Source organism: Variovorax boronicumulans (genome assembly GCF_030812215.1).
Lineage (GTDB): Bacteria > Pseudomonadota > Gammaproteobacteria > Burkholderiales > Burkholderiaceae_C > Variovorax > Variovorax boronicumulans_C.
Genome location: NZ_JAUSSG010000005.1, coordinates 76778 through 95453 on the forward strand (window position 1 = coordinate 76778; position 18676 = coordinate 95453).

At 69.6% G+C, this 18676-nt stretch carries 13 protein-coding genes; 6 read left to right on the top strand and 7 right to left on the bottom strand.

The genetic code is table 11. The features are described from left to right. Positions 1-694: 694 nt before the first annotated feature. The 6 genes from tagF to phnD (J2W23_RS15000) all read right to left on the bottom strand — a co-directional run bounded on the left by tagF (position 695) and on the right by phnD (J2W23_RS15000) (position 9933). Positions 695-1339, bottom strand: a complete 645-nt coding sequence (gene tagF, locus J2W23_RS14975; RefSeq protein ID WP_176660881.1) for a type VI secretion system-associated protein TagF — start codon at positions 1337-1339, stop codon at positions 695-697. Further along, complete coding sequence (gene tssM, locus J2W23_RS14980) at positions 1336-4935, bottom strand: type VI secretion system membrane subunit TssM (RefSeq protein ID WP_307649285.1); 3600 nt, start codon at positions 4933-4935, stop codon at positions 1336-1338. The genes tagF and tssM overlap by 4 nt, the downstream gene beginning before the upstream one ends. Then, positions 4932-6293 carry a DotU family type VI secretion system protein gene (locus J2W23_RS14985; protein WP_307649286.1) on the bottom strand — a complete coding sequence of 454 codons (1362 nt, stop codon included), beginning with the start codon at positions 6291-6293 and terminating at the stop codon, positions 4932-4934. Before J2W23_RS14985 ends, tssM begins: the two co-directional genes overlap by 4 nt. Positions 6294-6324: 31 nt before the next feature. Then, a complete protein-coding gene (tssK, locus tag J2W23_RS14990; RefSeq protein WP_176660878.1) occupies positions 6325-7656 on the bottom strand; it encodes a type VI secretion system baseplate subunit TssK in 1332 nt (443 codons plus the stop codon). 145 nt (positions 7657-7801) lie between these two features. After that, on the bottom strand, positions 7802-8827 hold the full coding sequence (gene phnD, locus J2W23_RS14995; RefSeq protein WP_307649502.1) for a phosphate/phosphite/phosphonate ABC transporter substrate-binding protein: 1026 nt from the start codon (positions 8825-8827) through the stop codon (positions 7802-7804). Between the two features lie 68 nt (positions 8828-8895). Next, positions 8896-9933, bottom strand: a complete 1038-nt coding sequence (gene phnD, locus J2W23_RS15000; protein ID WP_307649287.1) for a phosphate/phosphite/phosphonate ABC transporter substrate-binding protein — start codon at positions 9931-9933, stop codon at positions 8896-8898. Between the two features lie 162 nt (positions 9934-10095). Here phnD (J2W23_RS15000) and J2W23_RS15005 point away from each other — a divergent pair, with 162 nt between their 5' ends. The 3 genes from J2W23_RS15005 to J2W23_RS15015 all read left to right on the top strand — a co-directional run bounded on the left by J2W23_RS15005 (position 10096) and on the right by J2W23_RS15015 (position 15171). Continuing rightward, positions 10096-11988: an ATP-binding response regulator gene (locus J2W23_RS15005; protein WP_307649288.1), complete on the top strand. Its 1893-nt coding sequence runs from the start codon at positions 10096-10098 to the stop codon at positions 11986-11988. 151 nt (positions 11989-12139) lie between these two features. Then, the gene (locus J2W23_RS15010) at positions 12140-13219 is read left to right on the top strand and encodes an ABC transporter substrate binding protein (RefSeq protein WP_307649289.1); all 1080 of its coding nucleotides are present in this window, start codon (positions 12140-12142) and stop codon (positions 13217-13219) included. Further along, positions 13216-15171 carry a hybrid sensor histidine kinase/response regulator gene (locus tag J2W23_RS15015; protein WP_307649290.1) on the top strand — a complete coding sequence of 652 codons (1956 nt, stop codon included), beginning with the start codon at positions 13216-13218 and terminating at the stop codon, positions 15169-15171. Before J2W23_RS15010 ends, J2W23_RS15015 begins: the two co-directional genes overlap by 4 nt. A 3-nt stretch (positions 15172-15174) precedes the next feature. Here the strand turns inward: J2W23_RS15015 and J2W23_RS15020 are convergent, their stop codons facing one another. After that, positions 15175-16152 carry a GlxA family transcriptional regulator gene (locus J2W23_RS15020; RefSeq protein WP_307649291.1) on the bottom strand — a complete coding sequence of 326 codons (978 nt, stop codon included), beginning with the start codon at positions 16150-16152 and terminating at the stop codon, positions 15175-15177. A gap of 107 nt (positions 16153-16259) precedes the next feature. On the opposite strand from J2W23_RS15020, the gene J2W23_RS15025 reads away from it, so the two are divergent. From J2W23_RS15025 to J2W23_RS15035, 3 genes are all read left to right on the top strand, one after another. Further along, positions 16260-16892: a cysteine hydrolase family protein gene (locus J2W23_RS15025; RefSeq protein WP_307649292.1), complete on the top strand. Its 633-nt coding sequence runs from the start codon at positions 16260-16262 to the stop codon at positions 16890-16892. A gap of 111 nt (positions 16893-17003) precedes the next feature. Beyond that, on the top strand, positions 17004-17789 hold the full coding sequence (locus tag J2W23_RS15030; RefSeq protein ID WP_307649293.1) for a hypothetical protein: 786 nt from the start codon (positions 17004-17006) through the stop codon (positions 17787-17789). Between the two features lie 32 nt (positions 17790-17821). Then, positions 17822-18673 carry an FkbM family methyltransferase gene (locus J2W23_RS15035; protein WP_307649294.1) on the top strand — a complete coding sequence of 284 codons (852 nt, stop codon included), beginning with the start codon at positions 17822-17824 and terminating at the stop codon, positions 18671-18673. Positions 18674-18676: the final 3 nt, after the last annotated feature.

Below are 18676 nucleotides of genomic sequence, written 5' to 3' on the forward strand. Positions count from 1 at the left end.
CCTGCTCCTGCGGGTTGAACGCTTTTTTGGATTTGTTTTCCGAGGCCGGGTCTCGCCCCGGCAGGCGACCTACTTTTCTTTGCTTCGCCAAAGAAAGGTAGGCAAAAGAAAGGCGACCCCACTGTCTGCGACCCCTGCGCTTCGCTACGGGGCAACCTGCGGTGCTCGCGTTTCGCGGGGTCCGCAGAACTCGCTTCGCTCAAACAGCTGCGGCCCTGATCCGCGAAACGCTCCGCTCCTCGGCGCAGCCAGAGGGGGGTGGAGACAACACGCGCCATCGCTTCGCTCGGCCCGAAGGGCAGACACGCTGGGCGTGTCTGCCTTGAGTTGGTTGTTGGGTGCTGTTGGCAATTCCCGCGCCGAACGAAGCGACGACCGGGGGTGTCTTGAGCGCCAAGCGAAGTGAAGGCCCGTGCGCTGGCCGAGCGCAGCGATGGCGCGTTCGGTATCCACTCCCTTCTGGCTGCGCCGAGGAGCGCAGCGTTTCGCGGATCAGGGCTCGCAGCTGTTTGAGCGAAGCGAGTTCTGCGAGACCCCGCGAAACGCGAGCACCGCAGGTTGCCCGCAGCGAAGCGGAGGGACGCAGACAGCAGGGTCGCCTTTTCTTTGCTTACTTTCTTTTGGCGAAGCAAAAGAAAGTGAGTCGCCCGCCGGGGCGAGACCCGGCCTCGGGAAAGAAAAGAAAGCAAAGCCTTCATTCCCCACCCCCAAGAAACAACGCCTCGAACTGCGCATCACGAGGCAACCCGGTAGCCAACATCCGAACCCCACCTTCAACAGCAGGATCCCCAAGCCACAAAGAAGCCCCCGCCGCAGGCAGTTCCAACGACTCGACGCCAACAACAGCATCTCCAGCAGCAGCGGCAACGAACAGCCGCCCAAGAACGGCATCGAACCTCAACGCATCCAGATCCCCATCCAGCCCCTCAAGCGCAGCCTGAGTCCCCAACGCCCACCACTGCAGCGCGGCAACCAGCGCCTCCCCCTGAAGCGAATCCGAAACATCGCCAGCCAGTTCAACAGCCAGGGTGAACGGAAAGTACCGTCCAACGCCATCGACAGAAGGCATCAACACCCCGATCCACCCCCGCTCCCCCGCCACCTGCGGCCCGAGCGCAAAACACCAGATCGGCGCCTCGAGGTAGTAGGTGGTCCAGTCCGCATGCCGATCCCGCAGCCGCGCAAGACCCCGCTGCAGCCACTGATCCCACACCGTGCGAAACGACTCCGGCAACCGCCGATGCGCAAAGTCCCCCATCCCCGGCAACTTGCCAAACCACCCAGGCAGTTCTGTCGAGGCAAAGAGAGAAGAAGCAGAAGAAGAGGCAGCCAAGCTCACAACCCCTCCGGACAGGAAAACTCCCGCAGCTCGCGCAAGCGGATCGGATGCTGCACGCTGTTCGTCGTCACCTCGAAACGCGTCTTGCGCGCGCCGATCTGGAAGGTGATGAAAAACTTCTCCGGCGCATCACCGGCTTCGAGCTGCCCATCGTCCAGCGCACGGAACAGCGCCCACGGCCCATCGACCGCCGAGCCCGAGCTGCCGGTCGTCGACGGCGGGCTCACCTGGATGCGCACCTGGTTGCTGCCCTTGGGCCCCGGCCACTGCACCGCCATCGGCACCACGGGACCGTGCGCGTACTTCACGAGCTGGCCATCGACGTCGAGGATGAACTGGGTGATGCCCGCATCCATCTCCACCGGCTTGAAGTCCAGCCGCATCGAAGGCCCGCGGCCACCGGCGCGGAAGAAGATGTCCTTGATGCGCGCGGCACGTTCGAACTGCGCGAGCGCCTGCGTGGTGACCGCGCCGCGCTCGGCCACCGGCTTGTAGCGCCACGGGCGGGTGCTGGTGTCGACCAGTGCAGCGAGGCGCTTCTGGAAGAAATCGTCCATCAACCCACCGGCACCGAACATCTGGCCGAAGTCCTCGGGCAGCACGTCGCGCTTGCTGGTGGGCGAGAACGGGTAGCGGCCCGCAATCGCGCGCTGGCAGAACTCGGTCACGGGGCGCAGGTCCTGGCTCAGGTTGCCGCGCTCGGCCACCTGGGCTTGCGCAGCGCCGGACTGGCTCAGGTTCTCGACCATCGAGCGCACCGGCTCGGGCAGGCGGCCGGCATCGGCCTTGAGCTTGCCGGCCACGTCGCCGGGCGGCGGCGAGGTGCGGCCCTTCACGGCCGTGTCGACCGCGTTCAGGTACACATACACCTCGTTGAAGAGCTTCAGCGCATCGTCGATGGGTGCGGGCTGGCCGGGCGCAGCGGCGGTGACCAATCGGCGCAGCGGCTCGAAGCGGTCGTCCACGATGCTCTCGATGCGCTTGCCGCTCGCGACCGGCTTGTTGGGATCGCCGCCAAACAGATCTTCCAGGCCCTTGCGGGTGTTGGCGACGGTGGCGGTGGCCTTGCTCACCACGTCCTTGGGTTGATCCGCGGGGATCAGCGTGGTCTCCTTCACCACGGCGCGCAGGAAGTTCGCGAGCGGCGAACTCACGCCCGAGAGGATGCGCGCGGCCTCGATGTTCTTGTCCAGGCCCGTGGCACGAATCAGGCGCACGTCGGCGAGCAATGCTTCCCACTGCTTCACGTATTCGGCGAGATACAGGCGGCGCACACGATCGGTGAGCGCTCCCAACGCGGCCACGTCGCGCAGGCGGTCGGCGGCGCCCTTGTCCTGGCCGAGCACCCACGGGTCCTCGGCGGCGAGCAAACCGGTGAGCACCGTCACCTCGTTCTGGAAGCGCTTGTGATAGCCGTCGTAGGTGAACATGCCCGGCACGCCTTCGGTCAGCGGCTTGCCGCTGATGCGCTCGAACACGAGCGGTGCCGAGGGGCCGGCCGCCGTCGCCACGCTGAAGCCCGGAATGTCCTTGGTCGCGCGCTGGCGCTTCAGGCGGCTGAACACGCGCTGCTCCAGCGGATAGCTCGCGAGCACTGCGCGCACGCTGCGCACCAGGTTCTCGTCCATCTTGAGCGGCGAGCGCGGGGGGCCTTGGGCGATGAGCACGTCCAGCTGGTCTTCGAGTGCCAGGCGTTGCTCCTCGGGAATGCCGCGGTCGAGGCTGCGCGCCCAGTCGAGCGTGATCCAGGCCTTCAGCGCCTCGGCGTCGAAGTGCTCGGGCTGGTAGAGCATCAAATAGCTCTTGAGCGCTTCGTAGGTGTACTCGAGGTTGTCCTTCTGCGCGGTGCGCAGCTGGTCCTCGATGCGCTTGGCGATCTGCGGCAGGAACACGTCGTTGAGCGCGCGCTGGTGCGCAAGCCGCGCGGCGGCGTCCAGCTTGTCGCCCTGATAGAGGCCCAGCGTCATGCTCAACGGCTCGTCGCCCTGGCGGTTCTCGGGGGTCTTCCAGATGTCGCGTATGCCCTGCATCACGGGTGCGACCTCGACCAGGTTCTGCAGTTGCACCGGCAGGCTGGCCAAGGTCTTCTGCGCAGGCACGGCGCGCGCCTCGACCGACTTCAGGTAGTTCGTGTTCTGCCAGGTGCTGTAGCCCCAGCCCGCGATGAGGCCGATGGTCACCAGCGTCATTGCGGCCACGCCCGTCATGCGCAGCAGGTGGCGGCGGCGCTCCAGCTTCACGTCGGCGCCCGCGAGGCGCTGCTCGGGGAACACCACGTCGCGCAGCAGCGAAGTGAGGAAGTAGCTGCGCCCGCTCGACTTCTGCGGCGCGAGCATCGCGCGCTCGATGCCGAAGCTGCGCGACAGGCTGCCCATCACGCGGTCGATGGGGCTCCCCTCCTGCGTGCCGCTGGTGAAGTACACGCCCCGCACCCACGGCGGCTGCGCGAAGCGCGAGCCGGTGAACACCTGGTCGAGCAGGTCCGACAGCAGCGAGCCGATGGAACCGAACTGCGCGGGAAAGCCGAAGATCGCGGCGCGCCGCGCACCATCGGTCTCGCGCTGCATGCGCGGAATGAGGCCGTCGTTCACGCGGTTGTGCAGCAGCGCGAACTCGCGGTGGAAGGCGGTGGAGAGGCCCTTCTCCTCGGTCTGCACGTTCTCGTCGGCCGGCAGCGTGAAGCCGAAGACCTGCGCGCGCTGCTCCTTGCCGAGGTCGTCGAAGTAATCGGTGAAGCCGTAGAGCAAGTCGCTCTTGGTGACCAGCACGTACACCGGCAGGCGCGTGGTGAGCTTGCTGTCGAGTTCGAGCAGGCGCGCGCGGATCGATGCGGCGAGCTGCGTGCGCTGCTCGGGGCCCTGGCTCAGCAGGTCGGCCACGCTCACCGTGAGGAACACGCCGTTCAGCGGCCGACGCGGGCGCGCCTTCTTGAGCAGGCCGAGAAAGCCTTCCCACGCGTTCTTGTCTTCGGACTGGTGGCTGTCCTGCGTGGTGTAGCGGCCGGCGGTGTCGATGAGCACCGCCTCGTCGGTGAACCACCAGTCGCAGTTGCGCGTGCCGCCCACGCCGCGGATCGCGCCGGGGCCGAACTTCTCGGCGAGCGGGAACGAGAGGCCCGAGTTCACGAGCGCCGTCGTCTTGCCCGCACCCGGTGCGCCGATGAAGACGTACCACGGCAGGTCATACAGATAGCTGCCGCCGGAGATCGACATCCAGTCGCGCCAGCCGGGCTTCTTGCCCGCGGCGTGCAGGCGCATCTGCTTCAAGGTGGCGACGGCTTCGCTGAAGCGCGTGTCCAGGATCTTTTGCTCGCCGTTGGCCGGTGCGTCGGTCTTGACCGTCGGCGCTTTCATCAGGCCGTCGGTCAGGTGCTGGCTCGCACGGCGCGCGCGCCAGCGCCGCCACGCCATGCGCAGCACCACGATGAGCACGATGGCGCCGATCAGCAGCCAGCGCGCCATTTCGCTTTCGAGCGGCGCGAGCGCGCCGATCTTCACCAGCGGACCGATCCACCAGATCAACAGGCCGAGGACGATGAGCGCGAGCAGCGTCAGCAGCAGCGGGCTGAACAGGAAGCCGAAGATTTTCTTGATCATTTCGTCGCTCCTGGAACGGGAGCAGCCGGGGCCGGTGCCGGTGCGGCGGAAGCGACCCGCTCGGGCTCGGTCAGCAGCACGATGTCCACGCGCCGGTTGCGCGCCCGGTTGGCGGGCGTGTCGTTGGCGGCCACCGGTTCGGCGTCGGCCTTGCCGTCGGAGCGCATGCGCGCGGGGTCGACCAGCGTGGAGAGCGCGCCCTTCACCGCATCGGCCCGCGCGGCCGAGAGATGCCAGTTCGACGGATAGCGCAGCGACCGGATCGGCTGGTTGTCGGAATGTCCGGTGATGAGCACATCGCCCTTCACCTCGGCCAGCGCCTGCCCGATGCGGCGCAGCACCGGCAGCGACGCGGCCATCGGCTCGGCGCTGCCGGAGCCGAAGAAGGAATCGCCGCGCAGGCGCACGACGCTGCGGTCGGCCTCGTCGGTCACGGTCACGAGCCCTTGCTTCACTTCGGGTTCGAGGAAGCGCGCGAGGCGCGGCGTCTTCGCGGGCGGTGCCGGCGGCGCGATCTGGATGTTGGGCACGCGCAGGCCAGAGACGGCCGCGTACGTGGTGTCGGAGCGGTTGTTCAGCATGAGCCGCATGCCGACCCATGCGAGCGCGAGCAGGAACGCGAAGCCCGCCGCGAACACCCACAGCGGCAGCGATTCGCGCAGCCGCACCGTGCCCGCGCCCTGCCCGCGCCAGTGCGGCGAGAGTTCGGGTTCGACTGGCGGGCGGTCCTTGGCGATCAGGTCGGCCAGGCGCTGGCGCACCGAATCGAGTTGCGCGCGGCCGTTGTCGACCACGCGGTAGCGGCCTTCGAAGCCGAGCGCGAGCACGCTGTAGATGAGTTCGAGCAACTGGCGGTGCGTGGGCACGTCCTGCGCGAGCTTGGCGAGCAGCTGGAACACCTTTTCGCCGCCCCAGGTCTCGTTGTGGAACTGGACCAGCAGGCTCTGCTTGTTCCAGCCGGCCTGCACGCCCCAGGGCGTGTTGGCCACGGCCTCGTCGAGCGCGGTGCACAGCACGTAGCGCGCGGCAAGCACCGATTCGTTGCTCACGCCCGCGCGGCGCGCGCTGGCATCGAACTGGTTCACCGCATCGGCGGTGGAGGCGCGCAGCGCCGGCACGTTGGGCGGTTGCGCGAGGTTTCGCAGCTTGCCGATCAGCACCAAGAGCTTGCCCGCGGCGGAGACCAGCGGATTGAGCAGGCCGATCTCGCCGACCTCCACGGCCGGCGTCGGATCGGTGCCGCCGAAGAACGGCACGGGCGCCGCGGCCGGCGGCGTGCCGGCCGGCGTGCGCGGCTTGGGCTTGATGACCGTGCGCTCCGACTCGAAGGCGGCAAAGGGATCGGGAGGTGTGCTCATGATGGTGTTCCGTTTCCGTCAGCCGGTGCGGCTAGGAACGAATGGCCCAGAAGGCGAGATCGAGGCCCGGGAAGTCGCCGGCGATGTGCATCGCGATGCCGCCGGATTGCTCGAGCTGGCGCCACAGGTCGCTGTTGCGCGTTTCGAGTTCGAAGTAGTTGGCGCCTGTGTGGAACGGAATCTGGCGCGGCGCGACCGGCATCGGCGTGAGCGTGACGCCAGGCAGCGCGAGGTTCACGAGGTCGCGGATGCGCTCGACCGGGCCGATCTTCACCTGCGTGGGGAAACGCGCGCGCAGTGCCTCGCTCGGCATGTTGGCGTTCACCGCGAGCACGAAGGTCGCTTTGCGCTGCAGCTCCACATCGGTCACCACGGCCACGCGCACGCCGTGCTTGCGGTCGTGCAGGTCGATGCGGATGGCCGACTGCTCGAACACCATCGAGAGGCTGCGGCGCAGGTCGTCCATCACCGGGCGGAAACTCAGCGCGAGGTCGTCATGAATATAGGGACCGAAGCGCGCCACGCGGCGCGAATCGCGAAAGCTCGAGAGGTCGCCGGCGAGGCCGAGCGCGTGTTCGAAGAAGTGCTGCGGATGCAGCATCGCGCTCTTGGCCAGGTGCGCGAAGATGGCCTCGTTGCGATTGACCGCCTGCAGCAGCATGAAGTCGGCGATCTCGGCCACGCCGCCGGTGCCGCCCTGCGTCATGCGGCCGGCCAGCGCCTCGCCGCGCTGGCGCAGCAGGCCCAGCAGTTCGTCGAGCCAGGCGCGGATCACCGCATGGCCGGCCACGTCGAGCAGCGGCGGCAGCATCGCGCGATCGAGCTGCACCTGGTTGTCGGTGCGCCGCTCGACCACGCGAGCCACGCCCAGGGTGGTCCAGGCGTCGGTGGCTTCGCTGGCGCGCATGAGCCGCGTGTGGAGCTGGCCCAGCTGAAGCATGGCGGTGCGCTCGCCGGCGGTGTTGGAATCGGGCACTTCGGATTCGAGCACCCGGTGGCGCACCAGCTCTTCATAGTCTTCCGCGTCGGCCTCGCGCGCACCGGCGCGGCGCAGCGGCAGAGCGAGCACCACCGGCTCGTCGCGCATGGTGGAAGGAATGTCGATGGGTTCGGGCAGCGGATCGACCGCCGGCATGTCGAACACCGTGCCGTCGCCGAACACGCCGACCGCGCGCACCAGCGCGAGCTTGCCCAGCGTGAGCGCGGCCTGATCGATTTCGAGTTCGGCAAAGCCCCAGGCGTAGGGCGTGGTCGAACGCAAGAGCACATGCCTCGCATGGTCGGCATGACGCTCGCTCTGCTGCAGGTGCTGAGGCTGCAACAGCATCCCCTCGCTCCAGACCACTTTTGTTCGCCAACTCATCCGCACTCCGTCAACGGCAAGGGTTGCCTGAAAGAAACACGAAGTTTCCGGCGCGGAGGGCGGCGGGCAAATCCGCCTAATGGCCTAGATGGCGCGGTTTGGAGCTACGGCGAAGGGACTAGGGCCTGCCGATTGCGGATGGACTTCAGCGCCCGCCGGCGCGCAGGGTCTGAATCTGCTCGGCGTACGCCTTCTCGATGCGTTGCAGCCGCTGCGTGCGCGCCGCCTCGTTCACCCAGGAGGCCGCCATGGCGCGCTGCTTGCCGAGTTCGTACTCCAGCCGCGCCTCGGGCAGGAGCGCGCTGTCGTCGGCCGCGACGTAGCCGTAGGCGGCGCGCAGGCTCTTGAGCACTTCGCGCTCGGCGTCGGCGCGCGGGCCCTTGCCCTGCCCGTAGGTGATGAGGAAGTTCTGCAGCTTCGCCTGGAACTCGGGCGGGTAGTTGCGGCGCACCACCATCGGCGCGCCGGGCGGCGTCGTGGACTCCCAGATCACCTGAAGCCGTTCGGCCTCGACGGGGAACTGCTCGCGGAAGCGTTCGAAGTCGGTGGTGTTGTTGGTGGCCACATCGGCGTCGCCGTTGGCCACGGCGAGCGCGGTGGCCTGGTGGGTGCCGACGAACTCGCTGCGAAAGCGGGTTTCCATCTCGATGTTGTTCGGCAGGAACAACTGGCTCTGCGGCACGACGAAGCCGGTGACCGAACGGCTGTCGCCGCGCGCGAGGCGCCAGCGCTCTGGCTGGGCGAGCATGCCCTCCAGGGTGTTGAGCGGGCCGGCCTTGCGCGTGAGCAGCACCGCGCGGTGCTCGGGCATGCCGGGGCGGCGCGCGATCTGCGCCACGACCTTCATCCGGCGCTGCATCACGGCATCGAGCGCCATCTTGGCGGAGAGGAAGGCCATGTCGATCTCGTCGCGGCCGATGGCACGGTCCAACTCTTCGTACGACGGCACCGAGTACGCATTGACCGGGATGCCGAGGGAGCGGCTCATGTCGGCCATGAAGGGCGTCCACAGCGCGCGCGACTCGACGGTGCCGCCGAGCGGAAGCACGCCGAAGCGGATGGACTGGATGGGCTTCTCGTGCACGACCTGCGCCAGGGCGAGCGACGGCGGGAGCAGCGCGGTGGCTGCAATGAAGGCGGTTGCCAGCAGGTGCCTGAGTGCGGGAAGCATCACGCGCCGTGGCTTGGGGGATGCTGCTGTTCGGATCACATGCACAGGCCGGCCGTTGCGCGGATCGATCAAGGTGCCACGTCCCTGAGCACGCTGGACTGCTCGGCATAGCTGTTCTCGATGCGTTGCAGCCGGGCCTGCCGCGCGGCGTCGTTCACCCACTGGGCCGTCACGGCGTTCTGCCTGGCCAGCTGGTAGGCGAGCTTGGCCGCGGGTTGCAGCGAGCTGTTGTCGGCGGCCACGAAGCCGGCCAGGTCGTGCAGCGACTTGAGCACCAGGCGCTCGGCGTCGCCGCGCGGGCCCTTGCCGCGACCGTAGGCGATCAGGAATGCCTGCACGCGGCTGCGCAGCTCGGCGGGGTATTCGCGCCGCACCACGATCTGCGCATGCGGGATGAGCTCCGACTCCCACAGCACCTGCAGCCGCTCGGCCTCGGCCGGAAAACGCAGCTTGAAGCGTTCGAAATCGGCCGAGTTGTTGGTGGCCACGTCGGCCTCGCTGTTGGCCACGGCGAGCGCGTTGGTCTGGTGGGTGCCGACGATCTCGCTCAGGAAGCGCGTCTCCATCACGATGTGGTTCGGCAGGAAAAGCTGCAGCTGCGGCACGATGAAACCCGACACCGACTGCTTCTCGCCGCGCGCGAGACGCCAGCGGTCGGGCTGGTCGAGCAAGTTCCTGAGCGTGTTCAGGGGCGGCGTCTTGCGCGCCAGCAGCAGCGCGCGATAGCCGGGCAGGCCGTCGTGCCGCACGACCTGCGCCACCACCTTCATGCGGCGCTGGGTCACGGCGTCCAGCGCCATCTTTCCGGAGAGAAAGGCCATGTCGACCTCGTCGCGCTGGATCGCCTGCTCCAGCGCCTCGTACGAATTGACCGAGAGCACGCTCACCGGCCGGCCGATGGCGCGGCTCAGTTCGGCCAGCAGCGGGTCCCAGTCGCTGCGCGACTCGAAGGCGCCGCCCAGCGGCAGGATGCCGAAGCGCACGGGGGCCTTGTCCGGCAGCGTCGCCTGTGCCGCCGCGGCCATCGGCAGGCCGACAAGAAACGCCAGCGCCGCTGCCCGGAAAGCAGCGGGAACAGCAGCGAGATGACGGAGGGAAGCCAGCATTTTCAGGACCGAAAGGCGTAGGGCCGCTGCGGACCAGCGGGTCTAACATGGCAACGCGGACGCCATTAAATATCAAATACAAGTTAATTTCGTGATGTTTTTCCTGTCTTCCATGTTTGGCGCTGGGCTCCTAAGCTCGTCTGTCATGCACTCAAAGCCTCGATGAACTGGAACTTCCGCGTCCTGCGCAGGCTTGCCCGCCTCACCTTCGCCCAGCAGCTGATCCTGCTGGCGCTGGTGCCGGCGACCGCCGCCACGCTGACGGCCATCGCCGTGCTGACGCGCCAGCACCTGGGCAACCTCACCGAGCTGATGCGCGCCAATGCGCAGACAGTGGCGCTGCAGGTGGCCACGGTGGCGCAGGCGCCGCTCTCGCGCATGGACAAGCGCGCCCTGCAGCGCACGGCCCAGTCGGGCACCTTCCAGCCGCATGTGCAGCAGGTGCAGATCTGGACGGAAGACGGCGAGATCGTGGCCAATTCCGAAACCGTCGACCGCGCGCGCGGCGAGGGCCTGCAGGTGGTGGTGCCCATCGTGGCCGACGACGGCCGCCACAACGGCAAGGTGATGGTCGAGATCGGCCTTTCCGCGGTGCAGAGCGCCCGGCGCTCGGTATGGCTCAACGTGGCGGTGGTGCTGGCGATCAGCCTGGTGGGCGTCGGGCTGGCCGGCTGGTGGGCGGCGCGGCGCATCAGCGAGCCGATCCGCGCGCTCGGCAAGGCGGTCGACCGCCTGGGCGCGGGCGAAGACGCCAGCGTGGCGATCGAGGGCACCTCCGAGGTGCAGCACCTGCAGCTGGGCTTCAACCAGGCGGCGCGTGCGCTCGCCGAGAGCCGCCGGCTGCTGCAAAGCCGCATCAACGAGGCCACGGCCGAGCTGGCGCGCAAGAACGCGCTGCTCGAGGTGGCGAGCCAGGCCAAGACGCGCCTCCTGGCGGCCGCGAGCCACGACCTGCGCCAGCCGCTGCATGCGCTCACGCTTTTCTCGGACGGGCTGGCCAACGGCGAGACCGATCCGGTGAAGCTGCAGCGCATCGGCCACATCCGCGAATGCGTCGAGTCGCTGGACCGCCTTTTCTCGGAACTGCTCAATCTGTCGCAACTCGATGCGGGCGTCCTGCAGCCGCAGTGGGCCGACTTTCCGCTGGACCGCCTGTTCGACGAGATCAGCCGCAACTTCCGCCCGGTGGCCGAGCAGCAGGGCCTCAGGCTGGTGGCGCGCAAGACCGAGCTGTGGGTGCGGTGCGACTACGTGATGCTCTCGCGCATCCTGAACAACCTGGTGTCGAACTCGCTGCGCCACACGCTCGAAGGCGGCGTGCTCATCGGCGCGCGGCGCCGCGGCAAGGGCGTGCGCATCGACGTGGTCGACACCGGCGTGGGCATCGCGGCGCAGCACCAGACGCGGGTGTTCGAGGAGTTCTACCAGGTGGAGCCGGCCGGCCGCCAGTCGGCGCGCGGCGCGCGCGGCATGGGCCTGGGCCTGGCGACAGTGCAGCGGCTGACCGAGCTGCTGAACACGCGGGTAGAGCTCAGCTCGCGGCTGCACAAGGGCACCTGCGTGCGGGTGCTGGTGCGCTCGGCGCCGGCCGCGCTGCCGTCCCCCGCGCCGTCGCCGGTGGCCGCCGGCATCGAGGATTCGGAAGCGAGCCTTGCGAACCTGCGCATCCTGGTGATCGACGACGAGCGCACGATCCTCGAAGGGCTCTCCGTGGTGCTCGCCAACTGGGGCGCCGAGGTGCTGGTCGCGCAGACCCGCGCCGAGGTGCTGGCGCTGGCCGACGCCTGGGAGCAGCCGCCCGACGTGGTGGTGAGCGACCTCTTGCTGCAGGGCGGCGACAACGGGCTCGATGTGATCGCCGCGCTGGAGCGCCATCCGCGCGGCATCGGGCCCGGCACGGCGCGCCTGCTGGTTACCGGCGAGACCAAGCCGGATCGCCTGCGCGAAGTGGCGAGCGCCGGCATCACGGTGCTCTACAAGCCGGTCTCGCCGCGGGTGCTGCGCCAGTCGATCCACGCTCAGCGGGCCGCTGCGCTGCTGAATATCGATACATAGTCCATCGGACATAGACCGTGCGGCTGCCATCGTGTGCGGTTCGTCACGCTGGCACGGGGTCCCACGGACTGACATAGCCCCTCCGCCTTATCGCGCGAAGCAGAGCGCATCCTTACATTGGGTGATGCACCCTCGCTGCAAAAGCAGTTATATGTCCGTCGTCGCGAAACACCTCTCCCACCCCTTCTTCGGACGGCTGCGCGGCGCCGCGCGCGCGGCGCTGGCCTTCGGCCTGACCGCGGGCGTCGCGGTCGGCCTCCTCGGCCTGTCGATGACCAGCCGCGCGGCGGCGGCGCCCAGCCTCACCGTGCTGATGAGCGACGACAACCCGGCGCATTCGGAATTCGTGCAGCAGCTGCGTGCGGGCCAGGAGCCCGGCGGCCGCTTCGAGCTGGTGCGCCTCTCGCCGACCGGCGAGATGCCGCAGACCATCGAGACCGCCGGCGCCGATGCCGAGCCCCGCGCCAATGCGGGCGTTCGCACGCGCAGCATGCGGCCCTCGGCCGCCGACGCGAACCTCACCATGGCGGTGGGCGTCGCGGCCGCGCGCGCCGCCGTCGAACGCCCCGGACAGGAGCCGCTGGTGCTCGCGATGCTGAGCCGGCTCGACTACGAGGCCCTGAAGGCCGCGAGCCCGGCCTTGAAGCGCGGCGACCGCCGCGTGGGCGTGCTGCTGCGCGATCCGGCCATGGCCGACCAGCTCGCGCTCATCGGCGCGGTGCTGCCGCAGAAGCACCGCATCGGCGTGGTCGCCACGCCAGAGTCGGAGCCGCTGGTGCGCGAGTTGCAGCGCGCCGCGCAGGGCGCCAATCCGGCGTGGGATGTGCGCGTGGAATACGCGCCCGATGCCCGGTCGCTCGCCGCGGCGCTGCGCACCGTGGTGCCGGTGAGCGATGCATTGATGGTGCTGCCCGACCTGATCGGCGACAGCCAGGCGGCCACGCTGTCGGTGCTGCGCGCGGGGGCGGGAGCGGGCCTCGCGGTGTTCGGCGCCAGCGAAGGGCTGGTGCGCTCGGGCGGCCTCGCGGCGGCGGTCTCGACGCCGTCGCAGCTCGCGCAGCAGGCGCGCCTGCTCGGCCAGAAAGTGGCGAGCGCCGGCAACAACAACAGCCCGCTGGTGGAGGCCGCAACGCCCGCCACCGTGCGCGTCAACGCCACCGTGGCACGCGGACTCGGCCTGCGCCTGCCGGAGGAACGGGAACTGACCGACCGTCTCGCGGCCACGCGATGAACGCCGCGCCACCCCGCCAAGGTCCGGCGCCCGCCGGCGACGATGCGGTGCAGCCTCGTGCCGCGCCCGCGCTGGTCGTGCGCGGCAACCTGCAGGGCGACCTGTTCCGCCTGGGCGTGGTGCCGTGCGCGGCGGTGGCGCTCGCGCTCACCGGCTGGTTCACCCACAACCGGCTGCAGACGCTCGAAGCCCAGTTCGATGCCGAAGGCCAGGCCGTGGCGCGCCAGGTGGCGGCCATGTCCGACCTGAGCCTGTACGCGGGCGACGTGCCGGCGCTGCAGAACGTGGCCAACGCGGCGCTGCGCGGCGGGCAGGTGATGCGGGTGGAGATCAGCAACAGCGCGGGCGTCTACGTCACGGCCGGGCCCAAGACCGAATCGCTCGCGCAGCTGCGCATGTTCACCTCGCCGGTCACGCTGCGCGAGGCCTCGCGCGCCAGCGCCTTCGCGCCCGCGGGCTCCACTGCGGCGGGCGAAACGCCCATCGGCCTGGTGCAGACCTTCCGCGACACCACCGCCTATGCACGCGAGCGCAGCCGCTCGCTGATGGCGGGCATCGGCATCGCGCTGGTGGCGCTGCTGGCGGCGTGGGCTTCGGTGCGCCACATGGCGCGCACGGTGGCGCGGCCGCTCAGGCGGGTGTCGCGCACCGTGGCCGCGCTGGAGGCGGGCCACTTCGACATGCGCTGCGAAGTGGTCGAGGGCGGCACCCGCGGCACGCACGAGCTGGCCGTGCTCGCGCACGACATCGACCGCCTCGCCGAACGCCTGCAGCACAACCGCCAGGTGAGCGAGGAGCGGGTGCGCGAAGCCACCGCCGTCGCGCTGCAGCGCATGGCCGAGGCCGAGCAGGCGGCGCTTTCGCGCGCGCGTTTTCTCGCGGCCGCGAGCCACGACCTGCGCCAGCCGCTGCATGCGATGGGTCTCTTCATCGACGGCCTGCTGCCCAGCGCCACGCCGGCGCAGCGACCGGCCGTGCTGCGGCTGCAGGAGAGCACCGAGTTCATGGGCGTGCTGCTGGACGACCTGCTGGAGATTTCGCGGCTCGATGCGCAGGTGCTCACGCCTTCGATCACCCGCATCTCGCTGGCCGCCCTCTTCGACCAGCTCGATGCGCAACACGCCGCCGCCGCGATCGAGGCGCGCGTGCGGCTGCGCTGGAGCGACCGGGGCCTGGCGGTGCGCACCGACGCGGCGATGCTGCAGCGCATCGTCAACAACCTGGTGGCCAATGCGCTGCGCCATGCGCCCGAGGGCGGCACCGTGCTGGTGGCCGCGCGGCGCAGCGGCACCAGCGTGCGCATCGAGGTGCGAGACAACGGCGTGGGCATCGCGCCGATCCACCAGGGGCGGATCTTCGAGGAGTTCTACCAGGTGGCGAACACCGAGCGCGACCGGCGCCGCGGCTTCGGCCTGGGCCTGGCGATCTGCGCGCGCATCGCGACGCTGCTGGGCACCCGCATCACCGTGCGCTCGGCGCTGCAGGCCGGCAGCACCTTCGCCTTCACGCTGCCGGCCGCGCGCGCCGCCGACGTCGTGCTGCCCGAGCCCGCGCCGGTGACGCCCGCGCCGCTCGCGGGCCTGCGCTGCCTGGTGGTGGACGATGACCCCGCCATCCTCGACGGCAGCCGCGCGCTGCTGGAGCAATGGGGCTGCGAGGTCGAATGCGTGGCCACCGGCGCCGAGGCCATCGCGCGGCTGGGCACCGGCGACATCCATTTCGATGCGGTGCTGTGCGACCTGCAACTGGCCGGCGATGGCGACGGCGTGGACGTGATCGAAGCCGCCAAGCGCCTGCAGCCCGATGCGCTCGCGGTGCTGGTGTCGGGGGCGACCGGGCCCGAGGTGCTGCAGCGGCTGCGGCATGGCGGCGTGATGCTGCTGACCAAGCCGGTGCCACCGGCCAAGCTGCGCGCGCTGCTGACGACGCGGCGGCACGCGCACGTGGCCTGAGGTTCAGGCCGTTTCCGCGGTGCGCGAGAACTGCCGGCGATACACCGTCGGCGACACCTTGAATGCCGAGGTGAAGTGCTTGCGCAGCGACACCGCGGAGCCGAAGCCCGCGCCGGTGGCCACGCGCTCGACCGGATGGTCGGTGGTCTCCAGCAACCGCTGGGCCAGTGCGAGGCGCTGGTTCTGTATCCACTGCCCCACCGTCGTGCCCGTCGATTCGCGAAAGCGCCGCGTGAAGGTGCGGCGGCTCATCAACGCGCGGCGCGCGAGGTTGTCGAGCTCGTGCGGCACATCGAGATGCTTGCCCAGCCATTCGAGCAGCGGCGCGAGCCGGTCGCGCTCGGCCGTCGCGGGCACGGGCTGCTGGATGTACTGCGCCTGCCCGCCCTGCCGGTGCGGCGCCACCACCATGCGGCGCGCGGCGCGGTTCGCGGTCTCGGCGCCGTAGCGCACGCGCAGGAGGTGCAGGCAGCAGTCGATGCCGGCGGCCGTGCCGGCGGAGGTGAGCACGTCGCCATCGTCGACATACAGCACCTCGGGCTGCAGGCTCACCTTCGGGTACTGCTTGGCGAACGTGGCCGCGAGGTTCCAGTGCGTGGTGGCGGGCCGGCCATCGAGCAGCCCGGCCTCGGCCAGCACGAAGGCACCGAGGCAGAGGCCCACCACCGTGGCGCCGCGCCGGTGCGCGGCCTGCAGCGCGCGGATCAACGCAGGCGGCGCGGGCCGTCCGTCGTCGCGCCACGAGGGCACCACCACGATCTGCGCGCGGCGGATCGCCTCCAGTCCATGCGGCACCACGAGTTCGAAGCCCGCATTGGTCTGCAGCGGCCCCGGCTCCGGCGCGCACACGCGCATGCGAAAGCGCGGCGCGCCCGTCTCGGTGCGGTCTTCGCCGAACACCATGCAAGGCACGGACAGGTGAAAGGGGCTGATGCCGTCGAAGGCGACGACGGCGATGGTTTCGGTGGTGGGGCGGGCCATGGCCCGATCTTATCGATGATTGGCTATCGGGCCACTTTCGGCGAGAGGGCGAAAGGCGAAGAATCGAGCCCATCCCCACCACACAAGCCAAGAGAAGGAGCCAGACCATGAGCAACGCCACCGCCCCGCGCCGTGCCCTCGTCGTCATCGACGTGCAGAACGAATACTTCGAAGGCGGCGGCCTCCCGATCGAGTACCCGCCCATCCTGGACACGCTGCCCAACGTCACCAAGGCCATGGACGCCGCACACGCCGCCGGCATCCCGGTCGTCGTGGTGCGCCACCACGCCCCCAAGGGCGCGCCGGTGTTCCAGGCCGACACCCACAACGGCCAGCTGCACCCCGAGGTTGCGAACCGGCCGCGCGATCACCTGATCACCAAGACCTTCCCGAGCGTGTTCACCGGCACCGACTTCGCCGAGTGGCTCGCCCGCCACGAGATCGACACGCTGAGCGTGGCAGGCTACATGACGCAGAACTGCGACGCATCGACGGTGTTCGAGGCCATGCACCGCGGCCTGAACGTGGAGTTCCTCGCCGACGCGAGCGGCGCGCTGCCGTATGAAAATGCGGCGGGCAAGGTCACCGCGGAAGAGATCCACCGCGTCTTCAGCGTCGTGTTCCACAGCAACTTCGCGGCCGTGACGACGACCGCGGCGTGGATCGCCGCGATGCAGGAAGGCCAGGCCATCGCGAAGGACAACGTGGTCATGTCCAACCGCCGCGCACGCGGCGTCTGAAACGGGCGAGGCCGAGGGCAATCGGGGTAGGCGCATGCGCGGCGCGGGTGCTATGGTGGCCCCCGCAGCCGCCCGCACGACCCGTGCAGACCGCCCCGAGGACATCCCGCCATGCTCGATCTCTCTGCCCTGAAAGACATCCGGCCTTTCGTCGCGACCCCGAGCTACGGCGGCACGATGACCAGCCTCTACGTGCGCAGCCTCCTGGGCCTGGTCAACCTGGCGTGGATGCACGGGTTCCCGATGCAGACGCGCTTTCTGGATGGCGACAGCCTGATCACGCGGGCACGCAACCGCCTCGTCGCGGAGTTCATGGCCGACCCGCAATGGACGCACCTGTTCTGGATCGATGCAGACATCGGCTTCGAACCTGACGCGGCCCTCCGATTGCTGTGCGCGGGGCGCGACGTGGTGGCGGGCATCTATCCGCACAAGACCGACGGCTGGCCCGCCGGCGGGCTTCGCGAGCCGCTGCCGGCCGGCGCCACCCGCGAGGATTTCGAGGCACGGCATGCCAGCTTTCCAGCCCATGCGCTCGACACCCATCAGTCGGCAGACGCAGAGGGATTCATCGAGGTGCTGGATGCGCCCACGGGTTTCATGCTGATCGCGCGCAGCGTGTTCGAGCGCCTCGCCGCGGCCTATCCGCAGTTGCGCTACACACCCGAGCGCGCCGCCGACCCCGCGGTGCGCGACCTGCCGCACTACCGCTTCTTCGACGTGCTCGCCGAGCCCGACAACGGCGCCTACCTGGCGGAGGACTTCGCCTTCTGCCGCCGCTGGCAATCGATCGGCGGCCGGGTCTTCATCGATGCCCGCTCCAACCTGTCGCACCAGGGCACGCGCACCTACACCGGCCACTTCGGCCGCGCGCTGGCCGTGCGCGAAGGCCGGTGAGCACGGCGATGACGCCGGCCGCACGCACTGCCATGGACCTGCGGGACATCCTCGCGCCGCAGCGGCTGACCGAGGTGGTCGATGTGGGGGCCAACCCGATCGACGGCGACCCGCCCTATCTCGCGATGCTGCGGGCCGGGCTGTGCCGGGTCACGGGCTTCGATCCGCAGCCGCGGGCGCTGCACGAACTGACGCAGGCCCAGGGCCCGCTCGAGCGCTACCTGCCATGGGCGCTCGGTGACGGCGGCATGCACACGCTGCACATCTGCGCCGCGCCGGGCATGACCAGCCTGCTCGCGCCCGATGCGCGATCGCTCGCGCTCTTCGAGGCATTGCAGCCGCTGGCCGAGGTTCGCGAACAGGTCGCGGTGCAGACGCGGCGGCTCGACGACATCGCCGAAATCGCGCATCTCGATTTCCTGAAGATCGATGCACAGGGCAGCGAGCTCGCGGTGTTCCGCGCGGGCCGCGCCAGGCTGGCGCAGGCCGTGATGGTGCAGGCGGAGGTGTCCTTCGTCACCCTCTACAAGGACCAGCCGACCCAGGGCGAGATCGACCAGGAGCTGCGCAGCCAGGGCTTCGTGCCGCATTGCTTTGCCGCGGTGAAGCAGTGGCCGATCGCGCCGTGCGTGGTGGATGGCGATCCGCGCCGGCCCCTGCGCCAGTTGCTGGAAGCCGACCTCGTCTACATGCGCGACATCCGCCGCCCCGAAGCGATGGACGACGAGCAGCTGCGGCACTTGGCCCTGCTCGCGCATCACTGCCACGGCTCCTTCGATCTCGCGCTGCGCTGCCTGCTGCTGCTCGAAGAGCGCGGCGCGGTCGAGGGCGGCGCGCAGCAGCGCTACCTGCAGCTGCTTGCCGCGCGCGGCGCCTCTGCCTGAGCT

Coding starts and splice junctions, on each gene's coding strand:
- tssM (WP_307649285.1), bottom strand. CDS start 4,935: ATGATCAAGAAAATCTTCGGCTTCCTGTTCAGCCCGCTGCTGCTGACG.
- J2W23_RS14985 (WP_307649286.1), bottom strand. CDS start 6,293: ATGAGCACACCTCCCGATCCCTTTGCCGCCTTCGAGTCGGAGCGCACG.
- tssK (WP_176660878.1), bottom strand. CDS start 7,656: ATGAGTTGGCGAACAAAAGTGGTCTGGAGCGAGGGGATGCTGTTGCAG.
- phnD (WP_307649502.1), bottom strand. CDS start 8,827: ATGCTTCCCGCACTCAGGCACCTGCTGGCAACCGCCTTCATTGCAGCC.
- phnD (WP_307649287.1), bottom strand. CDS start 9,933: ATGCTGGCTTCCCTCCGTCATCTCGCTGCTGTTCCCGCTGCTTTCCGG.
- J2W23_RS15005 (WP_307649288.1), top strand. CDS start 10,096: ATGAACTGGAACTTCCGCGTCCTGCGCAGGCTTGCCCGCCTCACCTTC.
- J2W23_RS15010 (WP_307649289.1), top strand. CDS start 12,140: ATGTCCGTCGTCGCGAAACACCTCTCCCACCCCTTCTTCGGACGGCTG.
- J2W23_RS15015 (WP_307649290.1), top strand. CDS start 13,216: ATGAACGCCGCGCCACCCCGCCAAGGTCCGGCGCCCGCCGGCGACGAT.
- J2W23_RS15020 (WP_307649291.1), bottom strand. CDS start 16,152: ATGGCCCGCCCCACCACCGAAACCATCGCCGTCGTCGCCTTCGACGGC.
- J2W23_RS15025 (WP_307649292.1), top strand. CDS start 16,260: ATGAGCAACGCCACCGCCCCGCGCCGTGCCCTCGTCGTCATCGACGTG.
- J2W23_RS15030 (WP_307649293.1), top strand. CDS start 17,004: ATGCTCGATCTCTCTGCCCTGAAAGACATCCGGCCTTTCGTCGCGACC.
- J2W23_RS15035 (WP_307649294.1), top strand. CDS start 17,822: ATGGACCTGCGGGACATCCTCGCGCCGCAGCGGCTGACCGAGGTGGTC.